The 19,255-nt window shown below is 62.5% G+C and carries 21 protein-coding genes; 12 read left to right on the top strand and 9 right to left on the bottom strand.

The genetic code is table 11. The features are described from left to right. Positions 1-2: 2 nt before the first annotated feature. Positions 3-1,160 (bottom strand): calcium-binding protein, encoded by a 1,158-nt coding sequence (locus tag ACE3OA_RS09905; RefSeq protein WP_374310520.1) that lies wholly within the window; start codon positions 1,158-1,160, stop codon positions 3-5. Between the two features lie 248 nt (positions 1,161-1,408). On the opposite strand from ACE3OA_RS09905, the gene rph reads away from it, so the two are divergent. Further along, positions 1,409-2,143, top strand: a complete 735-nt coding sequence (gene rph / locus ACE3OA_RS09910; protein ID WP_374310522.1) for a ribonuclease PH — start codon at positions 1,409-1,411, stop codon at positions 2,141-2,143. After that, a complete protein-coding gene (gene rdgB / locus ACE3OA_RS09915) occupies positions 2,143-2,742 on the top strand; it encodes an RdgB/HAM1 family non-canonical purine NTP pyrophosphatase (RefSeq protein ID WP_374310524.1) in 600 nt (199 codons plus the stop codon). The genes rph and rdgB overlap by 1 nt, the downstream gene beginning before the upstream one ends. 108 nt (positions 2,743-2,850) lie before the next feature. Here the strand turns inward: rdgB and hemN are convergent, their stop codons facing one another. After that, positions 2,851-4,191, bottom strand: coding sequence for an oxygen-independent coproporphyrinogen III oxidase (hemN, locus tag ACE3OA_RS09920; protein ID WP_374310526.1), 1,341 nt, complete (start codon positions 4,189-4,191; stop codon positions 2,851-2,853). A 94-nt stretch (positions 4,192-4,285) separates the two neighbouring features. On the opposite strand from hemN, the gene ACE3OA_RS09925 reads away from it, so the two are divergent. Next, on the top strand, positions 4,286-4,885 hold the full coding sequence (locus ACE3OA_RS09925) for a DUF1989 domain-containing protein (RefSeq protein ID WP_374310528.1): 600 nt from the start codon (positions 4,286-4,288) through the stop codon (positions 4,883-4,885). Positions 4,886-4,901: 16 nt separating this feature from the next. Here ACE3OA_RS09925 and ACE3OA_RS09930 read toward each other — a convergent pair whose 3' ends face one another. Continuing rightward, positions 4,902-6,143, bottom strand: a complete 1,242-nt coding sequence (locus ACE3OA_RS09930; RefSeq protein ID WP_374310530.1) for a serine hydrolase domain-containing protein — start codon at positions 6,141-6,143, stop codon at positions 4,902-4,904. 233 nt (positions 6,144-6,376) lie between these two features. Here ACE3OA_RS09930 and ACE3OA_RS09935 point away from each other — a divergent pair, with 233 nt between their 5' ends. Next, positions 6,377-7,159 (top strand): 3-hydroxybutyrate dehydrogenase, encoded by a 783-nt coding sequence (locus ACE3OA_RS09935; protein ID WP_374310532.1) that lies wholly within the window; start codon positions 6,377-6,379, stop codon positions 7,157-7,159. A gap of 12 nt (positions 7,160-7,171) precedes the next feature. Beyond that, positions 7,172-8,329: a DUF3734 domain-containing protein gene (locus ACE3OA_RS09940; protein WP_374310534.1), complete on the top strand. Its 1,158-nt coding sequence runs from the start codon at positions 7,172-7,174 to the stop codon at positions 8,327-8,329. Between the two features lie 202 nt (positions 8,330-8,531). On the opposite strand, the gene ACE3OA_RS09945 is transcribed toward ACE3OA_RS09940, so the two are convergent. Continuing rightward, entirely contained in the window at positions 8,532-9,308 is a 777-nt protein-coding gene (locus ACE3OA_RS09945) for a tetratricopeptide repeat protein (protein ID WP_374310536.1), read from the bottom strand. A 229-nt stretch (positions 9,309-9,537) separates the two neighbouring features. Between ACE3OA_RS09945 and ACE3OA_RS09950 the strand changes: the two genes are divergently transcribed. Beyond that, positions 9,538-10,683 (top strand): hypothetical protein, encoded by a 1,146-nt coding sequence (locus ACE3OA_RS09950; protein WP_374310538.1) that lies wholly within the window; start codon positions 9,538-9,540, stop codon positions 10,681-10,683. 71 nt (positions 10,684-10,754) lie between these two features. On the opposite strand, the gene groL is transcribed toward ACE3OA_RS09950, so the two are convergent. Next, the gene (gene groL, locus ACE3OA_RS09955; RefSeq protein WP_374310540.1) at positions 10,755-12,398 is read right to left on the bottom strand and encodes a chaperonin GroEL; all 1,644 of its coding nucleotides are present in this window, start codon (positions 12,396-12,398) and stop codon (positions 10,755-10,757) included. A 54-nt stretch (positions 12,399-12,452) separates the two neighbouring features. Then, positions 12,453-12,773 (bottom strand): co-chaperone GroES, encoded by a 321-nt coding sequence (gene groES, locus ACE3OA_RS09960; protein ID WP_320500294.1) that lies wholly within the window; start codon positions 12,771-12,773, stop codon positions 12,453-12,455. A gap of 383 nt (positions 12,774-13,156) precedes the next feature. On the opposite strand from groES, the gene ACE3OA_RS09965 reads away from it, so the two are divergent. Further along, on the top strand, positions 13,157-13,420 hold the full coding sequence (locus ACE3OA_RS09965) for an usg protein (protein WP_374310542.1): 264 nt from the start codon (positions 13,157-13,159) through the stop codon (positions 13,418-13,420). A gap of 3 nt (positions 13,421-13,423) precedes the next feature. On the opposite strand, the gene ACE3OA_RS09970 is transcribed toward ACE3OA_RS09965, so the two are convergent. After that, a complete protein-coding gene (locus ACE3OA_RS09970; protein ID WP_374310544.1) occupies positions 13,424-14,479 on the bottom strand; it encodes a cupin domain-containing protein in 1,056 nt (351 codons plus the stop codon). Between the two features lie 66 nt (positions 14,480-14,545). Between ACE3OA_RS09970 and ACE3OA_RS09975 the strand changes: the two genes are divergently transcribed. The 4 genes from ACE3OA_RS09975 to ACE3OA_RS09990 all read left to right on the top strand — a co-directional run bounded on the left by ACE3OA_RS09975 (position 14,546) and on the right by ACE3OA_RS09990 (position 16,730). Continuing rightward, a complete protein-coding gene (locus ACE3OA_RS09975; protein WP_374310547.1) occupies positions 14,546-14,914 on the top strand; it encodes a DsrE family protein in 369 nt (122 codons plus the stop codon). A 117-nt stretch (positions 14,915-15,031) separates the two neighbouring features. After that, positions 15,032-15,610 carry a YqaA family protein gene (locus ACE3OA_RS09980; RefSeq protein ID WP_374310549.1) on the top strand — a complete coding sequence of 193 codons (579 nt, stop codon included), beginning with the start codon at positions 15,032-15,034 and terminating at the stop codon, positions 15,608-15,610. Positions 15,611-15,629: 19 nt separating this feature from the next. Next, positions 15,630-16,130, top strand: coding sequence for a disulfide bond formation protein B (locus ACE3OA_RS09985; protein WP_374310551.1), 501 nt, complete (start codon positions 15,630-15,632; stop codon positions 16,128-16,130). 27 nt (positions 16,131-16,157) lie between these two features. After that, positions 16,158-16,730 (top strand): demethoxyubiquinone hydroxylase family protein, encoded by a 573-nt coding sequence (locus ACE3OA_RS09990; protein ID WP_374310553.1) that lies wholly within the window; start codon positions 16,158-16,160, stop codon positions 16,728-16,730. Here ACE3OA_RS09990 and ACE3OA_RS09995 read toward each other — a convergent pair. Together ACE3OA_RS09995 and ACE3OA_RS10000 are read right to left on the bottom strand one after the other, a co-directional pair. Then, positions 16,727-17,224: a hypothetical protein gene (locus ACE3OA_RS09995; RefSeq protein WP_374310555.1), complete on the bottom strand. Its 498-nt coding sequence runs from the start codon at positions 17,222-17,224 to the stop codon at positions 16,727-16,729. The two genes, ACE3OA_RS09990 and ACE3OA_RS09995, sit on opposite strands and share 4 nt — an antisense overlap. 127 nt (positions 17,225-17,351) lie before the next feature. After that, positions 17,352-18,539: an MFS transporter gene (locus tag ACE3OA_RS10000; protein ID WP_374310557.1), complete on the bottom strand. Its 1,188-nt coding sequence runs from the start codon at positions 18,537-18,539 to the stop codon at positions 17,352-17,354. Positions 18,540-18,807: 268 nt separating this feature from the next. Between ACE3OA_RS10000 and ACE3OA_RS10005 the strand changes: the two genes are divergently transcribed. Further along, entirely contained in the window at positions 18,808-19,254 is a 447-nt protein-coding gene (locus ACE3OA_RS10005) for an Lrp/AsnC family transcriptional regulator (RefSeq protein WP_374310559.1), read from the top strand. Position 19,255 lies beyond the last annotated feature (1 nt).

The following is a 19,255-nucleotide window of genomic DNA, read 5'->3' on the forward strand; positions in this document are numbered from 1 at the left end:
ACTTAATTCCATTCGATATTGAAGTCGTTGAACGTCATGCCGTTCTGGTACTGGACATTGGCCAGGGTCAGGGTGCCGCCGCCGTCGAAAGTGAACTCCACCCAGCCATTGGCATTGGCGCCGATGGTGACGTCCGTGTCGTAGGCGTCGTTGAAGACCAGAATGTCCTGGTCGACGTTGAAGTCCACGATATCCGACGCCAGCAGGGCATTGTCGGGGTTGACCGCAAACTTGTCGGCGCCGGTGCCGCCGGTCGCGTTGTTGGCGCCGGCCGTCAGTTCGAAGTAGTCGTCGCCGGTCCCGCCGATCAGAACGTTGATGCCGTCGCCGCCGACGAGGAAATCGTTGCCGGCTCCACCATTCAGATAATCGACGCCTTCATCGCCGAACAGCACGTCGTTGCCATTGTCGCCATAGAGGTCGTCATTGCCCTCGCCACCGGTCAGCGTGTCGTTCTGGTCACCGCCGAACAGCTGGTCGTCGCCGCCTTCACCGAACAGCTGGTCAATGCCGCCGTCGCCGTGAACCTCGTCATCGCCGGTACCACCGCGCGCCGTATCGTTGCCCGATCCGCCATGCAGCTCGTCATTGCCCGACCCGCCGGAAAGCGTGTCGTCGCCGGCATTGCCGTTCAGCACATCGTCACCCGATCCGCCGGCGACATAGTCATTGCCGTCGCCGCCGCTGACATGGTCGTTCTGCTCCTCGCCGTTGAGATAGTCGTTGCCGGCACCGCCGAACATGAAGTCCTGGCCTTCATCGCCATAAATCAGGTCGTTGCCGGCCTCGCCCCACATCCAGTCGTCGCCGGTGCCGCCATCCATCCAGTCATTGCCTTCGCCGCCGGTGACGCCGTCATTGCCGGCATCGCCATAGAGGCGATCGTCATGGAGGCCGCCATAGATTCTGTCACTGTCATTGCCGCCATAGATGATGTCGTTGCCGGCACCGCCCCAAAGCGTATCGTCGCCGTCGCCGCCATTGAGCTCGTCGCGGCCGCCGGCCCCGTTCAGGAGGTCATTGCCGCCATAGCCATAAATGTGATCGGCGTTTTCGGTGCCGAGAATCTGGTTGAAATTGTCATTGCCGAAAATCGCATTATGGACGGCATAGTGAACGCGGTTCTTGCGAATTGTGCCTTCGATCGGTTCGGTGGGCATGATCTTCTCTTGTCCTCATGTTTTCGTGGTGGTGATAGCGATTGGTCTCATGAGGCCTATTGCCGGTTCTCTCAGGCAGGCGAGGTTGTGACTGCCCGCACATCCGCCTTTGCGAAGCTAAATATCTGAATGGGTTAGATAAAATGATGCATATCAAATGATGTTTTTTTGGCCGGATAGAGGCATTGCCCAGGCAGGGCCGGGCCTGTAGGGTCCCGGCCGAATTCATCCATTTAAAGGCTTTCATCATGCGTCCTTCCGGCCGCGCCGCCGACCAGCTGCGCAATATCGAATTCATCGTCGGCTTCAACCGCCATGCCGAAGGCTCGTGTCTGGTGAAGTTCGGCGATACGCATGTCATCTGCACCGCCTCGCTCGATGAAAAGGTGCCGCCCTTCCTGAAGAATTCCGGCAAGGGCTGGGTGACGGCGGAGTACGGCATGCTGCCGCGCGCCACGCATACCCGCGGCGACCGCGAGGCGGCCAAGGGCAAGCAATCGGGCCGTACCCAGGAAATCCAGCGCCTGATCGGCCGGGCGCTCCGCGCCGTCACCGACCTCAAGGCCATCGGCGAAAAGCAGATCAAGATCGATTGCGACGTCATCCAGGCCGATGGCGGCACGCGCACGGCAGCGATCACGGGTTCCTATATCGCGCTCCATGAATGCTTCCGCCTGATGAAGGATCTGGGCGCCATCAAGCAGATTCCGCTCATTGACCAAGTGGCCGCCATCTCCTGCGGCCTCTATGAAGGCAATGCGGTCCTCGACCTTGACTATCCGGAAGATTCCAATGCCGAGGCCGATGCCAATTTCGTCCTCACCGCCAAGGGCGGCATGGTCGAAGTGCAGGCGACGGCCGAGAAGGAAGCCTTCACCGACCCGCAATTTGCACAATTGCTGGCGCTGGCGCGCAAGGGCACGGCCGAGCTCTTCGATCTGCAACGCGCAGCTCTGGCACAGGCTGCTGAAAAGAAGAAATAATGGCGCGGCATTTTTCGAGCGGGAAGCTGGTCCTGGCCAGCCACAATCCCGGCAAGCTCCGCGAGATCGTCGACTTGCTGGCGCCCTTTGGCATCGATGTCGTCTCGGCCGGCGCACTGGGCCTGCCGGAACCGGAAGAGACCGAAACCACCTTCATCGGCAATGCGCGTCTCAAGGCGGTGGCGGCGGCGACCGCCAGCGGCCTGCCGGCGCTCGCGGACGATTCAGGCCTTGAAGTGATGGCGTTGAACCGCGATCCCGGCATCTATTCGGCGCGCTGGGCGGGCCCCAACAAGGATTTCGGCCATGCCATGGCGCGGGTGCTCGATCTGCTGAAGGGGAAAGCCGATCGCCGCGCGCGCTTCGTCTCGGCGCTGGCACTCGCCTGGCCGGACGGGCATTGCGACGAGTTCGAGGGCGATGTTTGGGGCGATATCGTCGATCGGCCCCGCGGTTCGCGCGGCTTCGGCTATGACCCGATCTTCCGGCCCGATGGCTATGAGGTGACGTTCGGCGAGATGGACCCGGCGAAGAAACACGAAATGAGCCACCGCGCCGTGGCCTTCCGCCTGTTCGTCGAGGCGTGTTTCAGGAAGTAGGACCCCTCACCCCAACCCCTCTCCCCAAAGGGGCGAGGGGCTTCAGAGAGCGTCCGCCCCAGACTCCCTCGCCCCACGAAGTGGGGAGAGGGTTGGGGTGAGGGGTCGCTAAACCGCCCGGCTATGGCGCTTGTTTTCGGGGGCCAGATAGGCATCGAAGGCCGCCGCGACCACGCGCTGGAACGGCAGGCCGCGTTCGGTCACGGTGAGATTGCTGCCGTTGAGATGGACGAGCCCGTCCTCGATGAGCGGCCACAGGGCCGGCATCGCCAGCGCCGGATCAAATTGGAAGGCGGCGAGATCGACCGTCCCGTAGCACATGATCTGTTCGATGATGGCACGCCGGCGGCGGTCCTCGTCGGTGACGGCCACACCCTTGACCACGGCAAGGCGACCCTCGCTGACCGCCCGTGCCCAGGGCGCATGGTCCGGCGCATTCTGGATATAGCCTTGCGGCAGGGCCGAGATGGCCGAAGGACCAAAGCCGATCAAGGCATCGGCCCGGTCGACGGTATAGCCCTGGAAGTTCCGTTTCAGCGTGTGATTATCCCGCGCCACGCGCAGGGCATCGCCGGGCTTGGCGAAATGATCGAGGCCGATGCGCGCATAATCAGCTGCGGCCAGCGCCTGTGCCGCCGCCTCGAACTGGCGGAAGCGGGCATAGGCGTCGGGAAGCGAGGCCTCGTCGAGGAGGCGCTGATGCGGCTTCATCCAGGGCACATGGGCATAGCCGAACAGGGCGATGCGGTCAGGCGCCAGTTCCACCGCCTGCGCCACTGTGCGCCGGAGGCCGGAGACGCTCTGGAACGGCAGGCCGTAGATGAGATCGAGATTGAGCGAGCGGATGCCGTTGGCGCGCAGCTTGGCGACGCATTCCTTCACCAGGTCGAAAGGCTGCACGCGGTTGACTGCCGCCTGCACGACGGGGTCGAAATCCTGCACGCCCAACGAGGCACGGTTGACGCCGACGCGGCGCATGGCGGCAAGAAATTCATCACTCACCGTGCGCGGGTCGAGTTCGATGGCAAGGTCGAGATCCGGTTCCAGCGCGAAATGATGGGCGAGCGCCGCCATGATGCGCTCGAACTCGTCCGCATCCAGGCTGTTGGGCGTGCCGCCGCCGAAATGGATGGAACTGACGATGCGCTGATGGCCGGCGGCCTTCAGCATGTCGCCGATGCGGGCGATTTCGGCGAGCAAGGTGTCGGCAAAATCGGCGATCGGCTTGTGACGCGCGACGATCTGGGTGTTGCAGCCACAATACCAGCACATCTGCTGGCAGAAGGGGACATGGAGATAGAGCGAGAGCGGCGCCTCGGGCGCCAGGCCCCGTAGCCAATCCGCCATCACGCCGGCATCGACGCCCTCATGAAAATGCGGCGCCGTCGGATACGACGTGTAGCGCGGCACCGGCCGGTCGTAGACGGCAATGAGATGATCCGTAATCATGCTGCCAAAGCTAAGGATTGACCGGGCCGGGTATCTTGATTCAAATCAAGAAAATCGGCGGTTTCGGCCGGGATTCAAGGGAGAAAGTCGGAATATGGGTGCGACACAATTGACGATTCCGGCCCGCAAGGGCCTCGCCGTGAAGGTTGCCAAGGGGGGAACCTTCAGCGTGGTGAATACCCATGGCACCCAAGTGGTCGACAGCTGGGCCTTCAACGCGGCGGATATGAACGAGTTCATGTCGATGGAGCACAGCCGCGCCGGATTCCACCGGCTGGTGAGCCAGGTGGGCGATTCCTATCTCACCAACAAGCGCCGCCCGATCATCACCGTGACCGACGACACCTCGCCCGGCCGCCACGACACGCTGATCGCCGCCTGCGACATCTATCGTTATCAGGCACTGGGCCATCATGGGCACCACGACAATTGCACCGACAATCTGCGTGACGCGCTGGCGGCCATCGGCCTCAAGGCGCCGGAGACGCCGTCGCCGCTCAACCTCTTCATGAACATTCCCTGGGAACCCAATGGCGATCTCTATTGGAACGAACCGATGAGCATGGCCGGCGACGGCATCACCTTCCGCGCCGAGATGGATATCGTCGCCGTCTTTTCCGCCTGCCCCATGGATTTGCTGCCCATCAACGGCAAGGATTGTGTCATCCGCGATGCCCATGTGGTGCTGGGGTGAGGTAAGGCCGGACGCATCAGCGCGTGAGAGAATCGACGATCGCGCTATGCGCGTGATAGCTGGCGCATTCCAGTGCAAGTTCCTCCCGCGCCGGCATCGTACTGAACTGCACGATCACAATCTTTTCGCGCGGAAAGATGTGCAGCATCTGGCCATGGATGCCGAGGCCCAGGAACCCATGACGCGGATCGACGAACGGCCACCACTGGTAGCCATAGTCGAGCTGGTAGCCGGGGCATGAAGTGGCGGCCACATCTGTGACACCGCCTTGCGGCCGAAGGGCACGCTGCATCCAGCTGGCAAGGGGCGTTGTCGGGTTGTCGGAAGGCGCCGTAGCGTTCTCCAGGATGAACTGCCCGAATTTGGCGAGGTCACGCGCGCGCATGTAGAGACAACAGAACGGCGCGGGAGTGCCGCTGGCATCCACCTTCCACCTCGCGTCATACTTCATGCGCAGTGGCTGCCAGATCCAGGCGGCGAGCAAGTCGCTGAGATGCCACCCCGCCGTATCGGGATGGCGCTGCAACAGCGATTCAAGTGTCAAACCCGCCAGCGTCGTGTCGAGGCCGGAGTAATTGAACGCCGGCGGGCCTTCGCTGGGTTGTGCCAGATCGCTCGCGGCATCAGCGAAGGGCTCACCTGCATGTGCAGAATCCTTGATGGTACGTTCATAAAGCAGGTTGTCGCGGTCGTCCCAGATGAAGCCGCTGCGCATCCGCAAGGCCTGCTCCAGGCTCGGCCGAGCCGCTGCGCCGGTCAGGGCGGGGACGTAATGACCGACCGGTTTGGCAAGATCGATGTCGCCCCAGGGATGTGTGGGATCGGACTGGTTGCGCGCGATCAACAGGCCGAGCAAGGTCGAGGTGAAGGATTTCGTGATCGAGGCAAGGCCGTATGGCGCATCGCGGCCATTGTCAGGGTCGCCGGGCTCGAGTTTGCAGCGCGTTGAACCTTGGATGGGTGCATAATTCTCGTAGACGATAGTGCCCGCCTTCACCACGAGCAGCGCGCAGACACGCGAGCGCCACATGAACTCGCCGAGCGGGCAAGGCCACCACCGTCCGCAATCATATTCTCCCGCCAGCGCCGCGCTCGGGATCTGCTGGGGCAGATCGGCCCCGTCGGCTGGAGCGGCGATGGGAACCGATTTTGACTTGGGGGCAACGTCCGCCCCCGCGCAGGCCGGGAGCAGTGTGAGCTCACACAGCACGAGCAGGGCGCTTGTCCAGCATGCCTTCGTTCCCGCTCTCATCGCCATGGCATTCTCCCCAAAGGCGGAAGCTCCATTAGGTATTCTACACGCAAAAAGGGTTAAAAACCACACGGACCGGCAGCGTCGGTTGAACTATTTGTCGGGCGGCGGGTTAGGTCATAATCTTGCGATAACGCAGTGCAGCAAAGAATGGGTATGATGGCCCATGGGAACGCGGCCTGCCCTATCGAAGGTCGCCTTGGCTAATCGTTCAGTTGAATCAATGAAAGGTCCATTTCATGCAACTCAAAGGTAAGGTAGCCCTCATCACCGGTGCGGCGAGTGGGATCGGCAAGGCGATTGCCGAGACCTATGCCAAGGCCGGCGCCGCCATCGCCATCGCCGATCTCAACCAGGCCGGCGCCGATGCGGCCGCGGCCGAGATCGTGGCCAAGGGCGGCAAGGCCATCGGCATCGCCATGGATGTGACCAAGGAAGCCGCCGTCGACCAGGGCACCGACCTTGCGGTGGAGAAGCTGGGCGGGCTCGACATCATGATCTCGAATGCCGGGATCCAAATTGTCAAACCGATCGTGGAGTTTGCCTTCAGCGACTGGCAGAAGATGCTGGCCATCCATATGGATGGCGCCTTCCTCACCACCCGCGCTGCCATGCGCCACATGTACAAGGACAAAAAGGGCGGGGCCATCATCTATATGGGCTCGGTGCATTCTCATGAAGCGTCGAAGCTGAAGGCGCCCTATGTGGCGGCCAAGCACGGCCTCCTTGGCTTGGCGCGCGTCGCCGCCAAGGAAGGCGCCGACTACAATGTGCGCGTCAACGTGATCTGCCCCGGCTTCGTGCGCACACCGCTGGTCGAGAAGCAGATCCCCGAACAGGCGGCACAATTCGGCATCTCGGAAGAACAGGTGATCAAGACCATCATGCTGAAGGACACGGTCGACGGTATCTTCACGACGGTCGAGGACGTGGCGCAGACGGCCCTGTTCCTGGCGAGCTTCCCCAGTGCGGCGCTGACCGGCCAGTCGATCACCGTCAGCCATGGCTGGCACATGCAATAACTGGACATGGCGGTGAAGAAGAAGTTGAGGATCGAATTGCCGGCTTACGAGACGATCGCCCTCGTCCTCCAGGGCGGCGGCGCCTTGGGAAGCTATCAGGCGGGCGTCTATCAGGGCCTCCATGAGGCCGGCATCGAGCCCAACTGGTTTGCCGGCATTTCGATCGGTGCCCTGAATGCCGCGATCCTCGGCGGCAACCCGCCGGAAAAGCGCCTCGAAAAGCTCACGGAATTCTGGGAGACGATCTGCCAATCGGCGCTTTTCCCCGCCTTCACTTTAGGCGCAGAAGTGGCGAGCCTGCTGGGTGATGGTGACATGCGCACCCTGGCCGGCGCCTGGTCCTCCATGCGCGCCGTCGTCGAAGGCCAACGCGGCTTCTTCGTGCCGCGCCTGGTGCCGCCCTTCCTCAACACTTTCGGCGGCCCGGAATCGAGCAGCTTCTACGACACCGCCCCCTTGAAGGAGACGCTGGAGCGGCTGTGCGATTTCGACCGCATCAATGCGCGCCTCGAGCGCGTCTCGGTCGGCGCCGTCGATGTCGAGACCGGCAATTTCGAATATTTCGATAATGCCAACCGAAAGCTGGGACCTGAGCATTTCATGGCTTCCGGCGCTTTGCCGCCGGGCTTCCCCGCAGTCAAGATCGATGGGCGTTATTACTGGGATGGCGGGCTTGTCTCCAACACGCCGCTGATGGAAGTGCTCTCCTGCCCGCCCCGGCGCGATACGCTGGCCTTCCAGGTCGATCTGTGGTCGGCCAGGGGGCCGATGCCGCAGAACCTGCTCGACGTCGACGAGCGGCGGAAAGACATCGTCTATTCCAGCCGCACGCGGCTGGTGACGGACGTCGCCGGCTATATCCAGCATCTGCGGCATGCGCTGATGAAGGCGATCGACAAGATCCCGGCGGAACTGCAGAACGACCCGGAGGTGCAGAAGCTCCGCGAGCTGTCCTGCTCCAAGGTCTACAACACCGTCCAGCTCGTCTACCGCGACAAGCAATACGAGACGCATAGCAAGGATTACGAGTTCAGCATCCTCAACATGCGCGAACACTGGCAGGCCGGGCTCGACGACATCCGCCACACGCTGCAACACCCCGAATGGCTGGCAAGGCCCAGCGGCGACAGGGCCGTCGTCACGCATGACGTGCACCGGGTGGAGGGGTAGCTCTCAGCATCGAACAAGCGCCCCCTCACCCCAACCCCTCTCCCGCGAGGGGAGAGGGACTACACGCGTACTTTTCAATAGCTTTCAGTTCCGAACAGAATTGGGATCGGCACCACATTCCCTCTCCCCCGTCGACGCAGTCGGCTTCGCCTCCGGGCGGGAGAGGGTTAGGGTGAGGGGTGCCAGCCACACGCACGATTTCTCACCGCAACGCTGCCTGCACCTCGCCGGCGCGCGTCACCCAATGCTCTTCCTCTTCCGTCATGTTGAAGAGCTTGCCGTGCCGGACGACCTCGGTGAGCTGGGCCAAGGCGCGGTCCTTCAGCCCCTGCTTCCAGAGCATTTCGGCGAAGTAATAGCGCGCTTCCAGGCGCCGCGCTTCCAGGCTGTCCTTGCGCTCCAGCAGCGTTTCAAGCTCGGCCGTGGCAGTTGCAAAATCGCCGGCGCCGGCAAGCGCGCGGGCAGTGAGGATGGCGCGTTCCTGGGCGAAGGAGCTGGGATGCGCCTCGCCCAATTCGCGCAAGGTCTGGCGGCATTTTGCAAAGTCGCCATGCTCCAGCAAAGCACGGGAGAGGCCGATCAGCACATCGGCGGCGTTGACGAAATAGCCTTCGCGGGCGCTTTCATAGAGCCGCACGGCATCGCCGAAAAGCTCCCGCGCCATGCAGGCCTCGGCGAGCGCGATCTTTTCATTGATCGAGCCGGTATCGATGACATCCTCGATGCGGCGACCGGAGACTTCCCGCTCCTGGCGAAGGTCGGCCTGTGCCCGCTGCCAGCGCGCGCGCTGCATGCGCACCACCTTGGGCTGCGGCTTCATATCCAGCGTCGGGAAGATCTCGACGAAGAAATAGGCCAGGCTGCCGATCAGCGGCACAATCAGGATGATGCTGATCCACCAGCAGGTCTTGCCATTGCGGATGACATGCACCGCCATGAAGACATCGAGGGCAAGGATGGCCAGCGAGAGGATGGGCATGGGTAGAGTCCGACGGGTTGTTCCTGCTTGAACGATGGACGTCTGTCTGCCGAAACCGTCGATCGGTTCAGCAGATTTAATATACTCTTATTAGACGAATAGAACATAACGAACACAACCCGTCAAGTCCGAGTATTCCAACTTGTCCCATCCGCCGCTTTTTGGCGAAATAGGCCCCCCGACTTGCGCGCGATTCGGCGGCGCTGACCTCAGTCCCACGGCGATGAACATGGCTTCTGCGACCAACACGGTAACAATCACACCACTAGCAATGGAACGGCGATGGCGGTCGCCGGCTGTCGAGACGACCCTCACCATCAAGCGCGGCGCCGCCCGCGTGCATCGTGATCGGAACGGCATGGTGAGCCTGCAGGTCACTCTGAGCAGCGCTGAGACCTTTCTGGACCAGATGGGCCGCGATTCATTGACCTGCTGTTCCCTGAAATGGTCTTTCTGTTGTTTTGACGGCGATGAGCGACTGAGTACTCACCACCTTGACGTCGGCGCTTTGCAGACGCACAGTCATCGCTGGAGCAACATCAGGCTCTCCTATTATGAGGCCTATGCCGCCGGTTTCAGATGCCGGCATATGACGGCGACGCTTGTCGAGGACGGAGACGTTCATCTGCAAGCATCGCTCACCGCCCTCGATGCGGGCGGTGAGCCAATCTTCGACGTCGCACTCGATGTCATCCTCAAACAGCCGACGAACACTCGAAAGGGAAATTCAAAAATACCGTTGTGGCGTGCCTTGGCGATAGGTTGGTATGGCGTCGAGGAATCTATCGAACGCGGCATCATTCCGCCTAACGGTCATCCAATGTGGGGCGACCTTCACGATCCTCAGCGCCCACCTGTTCGGATGTGGGGCGATACCATGATGGTGGACGATGATCTGCCGAAGCACTACAGGGATCCGACAGCGAACTACATAATTTTGCGCGACAACCCGTGCCTGACTGATGAAACTCTGAGGCGCATATCGGGCCTCTGGCAACTCACGGGTCTCGAACTGGGCAATACGCTCGTCACCGGTCACGCGTTCGCTGGCTTCCGGGGTTGGCGCCCTATCCGTAGTCTCGACCTCAGCAACACCCTACTGGACGATACGGGATGCGCTCTTCTGAGCCGTTTCAAGAATCTTAGGGACTTGAGTTTGCGCGGCACAAGAATAGAGGGACGCACTTTGTCTGCCTTGGGACAACTGAAGAAGCTGGAAAATCTAAACCTAGCCGATACGATCATTGATGCTGAGGCACTTCAAGGCATTGGGAAATTGGAGTCACTTCTTCGAATCCACCTGCCGAAATCCTTGAATGCGGTTTCGAACAGTGCTCTCCGGGCCCAATTCCCACAATTGAAGCACATGTTGTAGGACCGAAACAAAAACCCCGCGGCATTGCTGCCGCGGGGTCTTCGTTAGATCTGAGCTTGAGTGGCTTGGACTTAGAAGTCCATACCGCCCATGCCGCCCATGTCCGGCGCGCCGCCCATCGGGGGGGCCTTCTTTTCCGGGCGGTCGGCGATCATGGCTTCCGTCGTGATCAGCAGGCCGGCCACCGAAGCGGCATCCTGCAGAGCGCAACGCACGACCTTCGCCGGGTCGATGACGCCGTCCTTCACGAGATCGGTGAATTCACCGGTCTGCGCGTTGTAGCCCCAGTTGGCACCCTTGCCTTCGAGGAGCTTGCCGGCGATCACGGCACCGTCGACGCCGGCGTTTTCGGCGATCTGACGGACCGGGGCCTGCAGCGCGCGGCGGATGATGTCGATGCCGACCTTCTGGTCGTCATTGTCCGACTTCAGCTTCTCGAGCGCCTTGATCGAATAGAGGAGGGCGACGCCGCCGCCGGCGACAACGCCTTCTTCGACCGCCGCACGGGTGGCGTGCATGGCGTCGTCAACGCGATCCTTGCGCTCCTTCACTTCGACCTCGGTCGCACCGCCGACGCGGATGACGGCAACGCCGCCAGCCAGCTTGGCGAGACGCTCAGCGAGCTTTTCCTTGTCGTATTCCGACGAGGTTTCCTCGATCTGGGCGCGGATCTGGGCGCAACGGCCTTCGATCTCTTTCTTCTTGCCGGCGCCGTCGACGATGGTGGTGTTTTCCTTCTCGATCACGACCTTCTTGGCCTTGCCGAGCATGTCGAGGGTGACGGTCTCGAGCTTAATGCCGAGATCTTCCGAGATGACCTGGCCACCGGTGAGGATGGCGATGTCTTCCAGCATGGCCTTGCGGCGATCGCCGAAGCCCGGGGCCTTCACGGCCGCGACCTTCAAGCCGCCGCGCAGCTTGTTGACGACGAGGGTCGCGAGAGCCTCGCCTTCGACGTCTTCCGAGATGATGAGGAGCGGACGGCCCGACTGCACCACGGCTTCGAGGACCGGCAGCATCGACTGCAGGTTCGAGAGCTTCTTCTCGTGGAGAAGGATGTAGGGGTTGTCGAGGTCGGTGATCATCTTCTCGGCGTTGGTGATGAAGTACGGCGAGAGATAGCCTCGGTCGAACTGCATGCCTTCGACGACTTCGAGCTCAGTGTCGAGGCCCTTGGCTTCTTCAACGGTGATGACGCCTTCGTTGCCGACCTTCTGCATCGCCTTGGCGATCATGGCGCCGATTTCTTTTTCGCCATTGGCGGAAATCGTGCCGACCTGGGCGATCTCTTCCGAGGTCGAGACCTTCTTGGCGCGCTTCTTGATGTCTTCGACGACGGCTTCGACAGCGAGGTCGATGCCGCGCTTCAGATCCATCGGGTTCATGCCGGCGGCCACGGCCTTGGCGCCTTCACGAACGATCGACTGCGCCAGAACGGTCGCGGTCGTGGTGCCGTCACCGGCGAGGTCGTTGGTCTTCGAGGCCACTTCGCGCACCATCTGGGCGCCCATGTTCTCGAACTTGTCGGCCAATTCGATTTCCTTGGCGACCGTCACACCGTCCTTGGTGATGCGCGGGGCGCCGAAGGCCTTGTCGATGACGACGTTGCGGCCCTTGGGGCCCAAGGTCACCTTCACCGCATTGGCGAGGATGTCGACACCGCGCAGCATGCGATCGCGGGCATCGGCGGAAAAGCGTACGTCTTTAGCAGCCATGTGGAATAACTCCTGTTAGGTTTTCGAGAAAAGCGGTACCGAGCGTCAACGCGCTCAGGCGACCTTCTTCTTCGAACCGGAAGCGGTGCCCTCGATGATGCCGAGGATGTCCGATTCCTTCATGATGAGCAGGTCTTCACCGTCGACCTTCACTTCCGTGCCCGACCACTTGCCGAACAGGATGCGGTCGCCCGCCTTCACGTCGAGCGGGGTGATCTTGCCGTCTTCGTTCTTCACACCAGCGCCGGCGGCGATGACTTCGCCCTCTTGCGGCTTTTCCTTGGCGGTATCGGGGATGATGATCCCACCGGCGGTCTTTTCGATGCCCTCGATACGACGCACAAGAACGCGGTCGTGGAGCGGACGGAACTTCATGGTGATCCTCCGTAAATATCTGAAAGGTATTGAGTTTCCCTAGCGCGCCTGCCCTGGGACCAGCGCCGCTTCACACGGCTGTTAGCACTCGGGGCAAACGAGTGCCAGCGATGTAGGCGGAATACCCACGCCCGTCAAGGGCCGGACCGCTGATTTCTGCGGCGGCTTTCGCGCGGAAAGACGAATCCCGTCAATCACTTGCCCATTGCCGCAGCGGGCGTCTTGGCAGCAATCTGCGCCACTGAGTGCTAAGCTGCTGTAATCACAAAGATTTTTATTCTTTCTTAGCGATCCCTGCGGCATCATGACGTTAACGAATCAGTCCTCAAACGATCAGCAAAGGTTCATCGACCATCGGACAGCGCGAAGGAGGGTATATGGGAATGAATGCGCTCAGCCTGCAGCTCAAGGACTATCGCCTCGTCACCGCCGAAATCCTCTACCACCTGCCGGACCATCCCGGCCTGCTGCAGAGCTATCTCTGGCAGGATTACGACCTCGCCCCGCGCCTGCCGGTGCTGCACAAATTCCTCGATTTCTGGAGCCACAATCTGGAGGGCAAGCTGCATTCGGTGAAAGTGGCCAAGGCCGACCTCATCACCCACGGCCGCTGGCGCCATACCGAGGCGCTCCTCAGCCTGCACTGACGTTCACGAATTCTGCCGCGCTGCCTGCCGCCAGGTCGCGGGCGGCACACCATAGGCCCGCGCGAAGGCCCGGTTGAAGGCCGCTTCCGTACCGTAGCCGGCCTCGAAGGCGATGGCGGAGACGCCTTTGGTGCCGCTGCGCAAGGCCGAGCGCGCAAGCGACAGACGCCAGGCCCGGACATAGCGCATCGGCGCGATTCCCAGCACCGCATCGAACCTTTCCGCAAGCGCCGAGCGTGACAGGCCGCTGCGCGCTGCCAGTTCCTCCACCGACCAATCATGGGCCGGATCTTCATGGACGAGGGCAAGGCAACGTGCGAGCGCCGGATCGCTCAGGGCCGCCAGCCAGCCAGCTTCTTCTGTCGCCGCCGCGTGCATCCGGTGCCGCAGCAACTCGATGAAGGTGACCTCGGTGAGGCGTTCCAGGATCGCCGCGCCGCCGCTCCGGGGCCGGTCGAATTCGGCCACGATCTGCCCGATCGCGGCTTTCAGCCAGGTGGCATCCGCATCGGCGCGGGTGCGGACATGCAGCAGGCTGGGCAAAGACTTGCGCAGCGGCTCGAAGCTCATCGCGTCGCATTGCAGATATCCGCACAGGATGCGCACTTGCGGCCCGTCGCTCCCGTAATGGAGAGTCGGGATGTCGCGCCAGGGCTTGGGCGGCAGATCGTCGACCGGCTTGATCATGCCGCCGTCGCTGCCCGCCCCCAACTGGTGCCCGGTCCCGAACGGAAAGGCCACCACGTCGCCGGGCACAAGTTCGACATGGCGGCCTTCCATCTTCATCCAGCAATCGCCGTCGACCACGATGTGGAATGGGATCGTGCCGCTGCTGCCCAACGCCTTCGCGCCGGCGTCCTTGGCACCCAGATTCTTCAACGACGGCTTGTCATCGGTCATCCAGACGCCGTTCGCCATGAAGCAGAATTGCAGCGAACCGGAGAGGCGGATGTGGCGCAGCACATCCGACAGGACGTCCGCGCCGGCAGCGGCAAGGCCTGGCGAGGCCAGTTCTTGAACCGGCGGCGTCTTGATCAATCCTTTCAGCGATCCGGCCAAAGACGGTGTCCTCCAGCAACGATAAAAAGCCGCCCACCTTAACGCACTCAAGGGTGGAGAATATTCATGAGCCAAGCTACTGACAAACTCGTAATCCTGGTTACCCGCGGTATAGATTCTGAACTGTCCTCGGTCGCCTTCACCATTGCCAATGGCGGCATCACGGCGGGCCTCAAGGTCTCGATCTTCCTTACCAGCACGGCCATCGACCTGGTCCGGAAACGGGGCCAGGCCATGACCCATGTGGCGCCCCTGCAGCCGCTCCTCGCCCTCATCGAGGATTTCCAGAAGCGCGGCGGCGTGATCTGGGCTTGCCCGCCTTGCGTCGAAAGCCGCGGCTACACCCAGGCCGACCTCATCGACGGCGTGGTAATCGTCGGCGCCAGCGCCATGCATGCGGAGATCAAGCAGGGGGCGGCGACCCTGTCCTTCTAGGGACATTTCCGGCCAAGGACATTTCCGGGACCTTCGCTGCAGCGCGGAAAGGCGCGGTTGTGAAGGTCCCGGCGACCTGATAGGAGGTTGGGCAGCCGAACAAGGATCTGGTGCCCTTTGCTGCGTCGTCTTTACGATTGGATCATGCGTTTGGCCGAGAGCCCGCGCGCCCTGTGGGCGCTGGCCCTCGTTTCCTTCGCTGAAAGCTCGTTCTTCCCCATTCCGCCGGATCCGATGCTGATCCCGATGGTGCTGGCCAATCGCCACCGCGCCTGGGCATTTGCGGGTGTGGCGACGCTCGCCTCGGTGCTGGGCGGCATTGCCGGCTATTTCATCGGCGCGTCGCTGGAATCGCTCGGACAATCGATCCTCAGCTTCTACGGCCATCCGGACGCGATGACCGAGTTCCAGCACATGTTCGCGCATTGGGGCCTGTGGATCATCCTGATCAAGGGCCTTACCCCTATTCCCTATAAATTCGTCACCATCGCCTCCGGTATGGCCGGCTTCGACCTCAAGATCTTCATCATCGCCTCGATCGTGACGCGCGGCGGCCGCTTCTTCATCATCGCCGCCCTGCTGCGCATTTTCGGCGAGCCCGTGCGCGACTTCATCGAGCGGCGCCTGACGCTGGTGACGACCCTCTTCGTCGTGCTGGTGGTGGGTGGCTTCGTCGCCTTAAAATACATCTTCTGATATCCGAGCAGGTGCGATCTTGTCCCGACACGGTCAACAGAGCTTCATCGATCCACGGCACGTCCCCTGGCTGACGGCCGGCATGAGCCTCGCGGCACTCTGCGCCGCGTGGCTCGCGCAATACGGTTTCGGCCTGGCGCCCTGTCACCTCTGCTATCTGCAGCGCGATGCCTATTGGGCGGCGATTGTCCTTTCGGTCCTGGCCATCGTGCTGGGCCCGCGTTCTCCCTATCGGCGCTGGGCGGTGGCCCTCATCGGCCTTGCCTTCCTTACCGGCGCCGGCCTCGCCCTCTATCATGTCGGGGTCGAGCAGAAATGGTGGGTGGGCTCGGAAGCCTGCATCGGCGGCATCGCCGGCCTTTCCGGCGCCGATCTCGAAGCGGCCATCATGAACGCGCCGGTCACGCGCTGCGATGAAGCGGCCTTTGAATTGTTCGGGATCTCCATGGCAGGCTATAATGGCTTGTTGTCGCTGGCGCTGGCCGCCTTCGCCTTCTGGGGCTTTGCCCGTGCCCGGTAACGATGGCCCGGTAAGGATGAACAAGACATGAGCGAACCCGCCCTGCCGCCGCAACCCACCCGAAATCGTCCCTTGCCGGGCGACCTCTCGCCACGGTCTCTGGTCGAACGCGTCATCCGCGTCGACCATGCCGGCGAATACGGCGCCAAGCGCATCTATCAAGGCCAGCTGGCGGTCCTGGGGCAAAAGGCCGAGGGTCCGGTCATCCGCCACATGCTGGAACAGGAACTCCGCCACCTCGAGGCCTTCGAGAAGCTGATGGTCGAGCGGCGCGCACGGCCCTCGCTGCTCTTTCCCATCTGGCATGTCGCCGGCTTTGCGCTCGGCGCCGCCACGGCCTTGATGGGGCCGAAGGCCGCCATGGCCTGCACCGTCGCCGTCGAGGAAGTGATCGACGAGCATTACCGGCAGCAGATGCATGAGCTGGCCGACAGCGAACCGGCCATCACCGAAAAGATCGAAATCTTCCGTGCCGAGGAAGTCGAGCACCGCGACACGGGCTTGGCCCATGGGGCCGAACAGGCACCTGCTTATCCGGTACTGAGCAGCGCCATCAAGGCGGGCTCCCGCCTCGCCATCTGGCTGGCGGAACGGTTCTAGCGGATCAGGTCGCCGGTACTGGCTTGCGCACCGGGACCCATCGCTTCCGTCACCAGCCCTTCCAGGCGCTGGGCAAGCTTGGCGCCCAATTCGCCGCCATCGCCGCGGATGCCCTGGGCGAGCACCAGGCGCATGGCGTCGAGATGCGCCTGGATGAGGTTGAGATCGGAATCCGGGAAGGGGCGCTTTCCGCGCGTCAGCCGGCAGAGTGAATCACCGAGCCGCGTCATCAGCGGAAAGCCGAAGGACGACCCCTGGCCCTTGATGTTGTGGGCGATGGCGTAGAGCGCCTGGACGGCGATGATGCGGTCGTCGACAGCGCCTTCGGGCAGATTGCCGGTCGGTGCCGCGGCGCGGGCGAGGGCCAGATGTTCGACGCATTTTTCGACATCGGCCGAGGCCCAGCCGACATAGCTTTTGGCAAGATCGGCCACCGCTGCCTCGGCGCGGGCGAGGCGGCGCGCCATTTCGCCTTCTTTACTGTCATCGGTCATCTGGTTGCGCATTCCGTCGCCACGAATTCCGGCCCTTCCCTGGAGAATCAACGGCTTATCTTACCCGTCTTGTCACATTTCTCCTAGGGGGTTGCGACCCCGGCGGCAGCGCGCGGGAGGGTAGCGGCTAAAGACGCCGGGGCAAGTATTTGGCGAAGACGCCAACCACCAGCATGAGAAGGCCATAAGCGATATAGACCGCGCGCTGGTCGAAGAATTGGAGAAGTGCGCTGAAGACGGCGAAAGGCAGCAGATTGCCGATATCGATATAGGTGCGGAAGACCGACATCATCTGCGGCCGTTCCAGGGGCCGGACGGCGCGCAGGAACGGGATATTACCGAGCGAATCCAGCATTACCACGAAGAAGGCGGCGATGAGGAGCAGGGTGCCCACCGCCAGGGGACTGGCGAAGGCGAAGGGAATGGCCAGCGTGGTGAGGCCGGCGCCGAAGAAGGCCACCATGATCGGCAGGCGCACGCCAATCCGGCGCGCGATCCAGCCGAAGAAGGGAGCAAGGAACAGCAGCACGTTGGCGGCACCCGTGACGAAGCCCGACCAGGTATCGTCGACGCCATGATCGCGGAAATAGAGCGCCGGATAGACGAAGAACAGCGACCACCAGCCGGACCGCCCGAAGGCGATGGTCCAGGCGAGGCGCAGCCGCGGCTGGCCGAAGAAGCGGCCGATGCTGTGCAATGGGTTGGGCGGCGGCTTGGTGGCGGCGGCCACGGCCGGGTTTTCGGTCAGGCGCAGATAGGCAAAGAAGGCGACGGCGACCAGGGCCACCCCCATGCCGACCGCCGCCACGGCCCAGGTGCCGTAGCTCTTGTAGAGCACGACGCCGAGCATCGGCCCGAATCCCCAGGGGAGGCAGCCCAGCAGCAGTTTCAGCGGTTCATAGCGCACGAGATCCTCGCGCGGAATGAAGTCGAGCACGTAGAGCGTGAGGGCGACGATGCAGGCCGTGCCCGACAGCGTGCGCAGCACCTGTCCAGTGAACTGGCCCAGGGGATCGTCGAAGGCCAAAGCGACGACGGCGAGGCCGCCGATGATGAGCCCCATCGAATAGACCCAGCGGCGCCGATAGCGATGGATGAGCCGCGGCACCGCGAAACCGGCAAAGAGGCCGAAGATGGTGACGCCGAGATAGACCGCCGTCACCTTGGCGTCGGAACCGAAGATCTCTTTGGCCTGCAGCGGCATGACCGTCAGCACCAGCGCCCGCGTGGTCGATTCCAGCATGTAGAGAAAGGCAAAGACCATCGCACCGGGCTTGCGCCCGGAAAGCGGCAGAGAGGGGGTTTCGATGGCCATGGGATGGAAATTCCGGGGACGGTGGATTCCGGCAGGCAACGCGCAGCGATCCATGTGAATAGCATGCCCGGCCCCGCCTCACCCGAGCGGAAGCGTCATGGCTTGATTCCAATTCGGCATGACGGTTCGATGAACGGGGGGCGGCGCCCTGGCGGATTGTGCGGTGCAGGGCGGGCGTTCGTCACCCAGACCCGGCCCGCAAAGCTCCTTGCCTTCCGTCCGCAAAAAGGCGACAAGACATAAACTTACCGGCACTTCGACGGATGATATGGCGAAACGCAGCCTGGACGATATCGACCGCAAGCTCCTTTCTCTGCTGCGCAACAATGCGCGCACGCCGACAGCGGCGCTGGGGCGGCAACTTTCCCTCTCGCGCAGCGCCGTGCAGGAACGTCTGAAGCGCCTGGAACGCGACGGCATCATCGCCGGCTATACACTGGTGGTCGGCAAGGATGGCGAAGCGCCGGGTGTGGGCGCCCATGTGCTGCTGTCGGTCGACCCCAAGGCCCATGACCAGGCGATCGGCGCCCTCAAAAAACTGCCTGAGGTGCAATCGGCCTATACCGTTTCCGGCTCCTATGATGCGATTGCCATCGTCAGCGCCAGCAACGCCGCCCATCTCGACGAAATCCTGACCCGTATCGGGCATCTCCCCGGCGTGCAGCGCACCACCTCCTCCATCCTGCTCTCGACGGTGGTCGAGCGCCGTTCCTGAT

Origin of the sequence: Dongia sp., from assembly GCF_041906375.1 — a bacterium.
Taxonomy (GTDB): domain Bacteria; phylum Pseudomonadota; class Alphaproteobacteria; order Dongiales; family Dongiaceae; genus Dongia.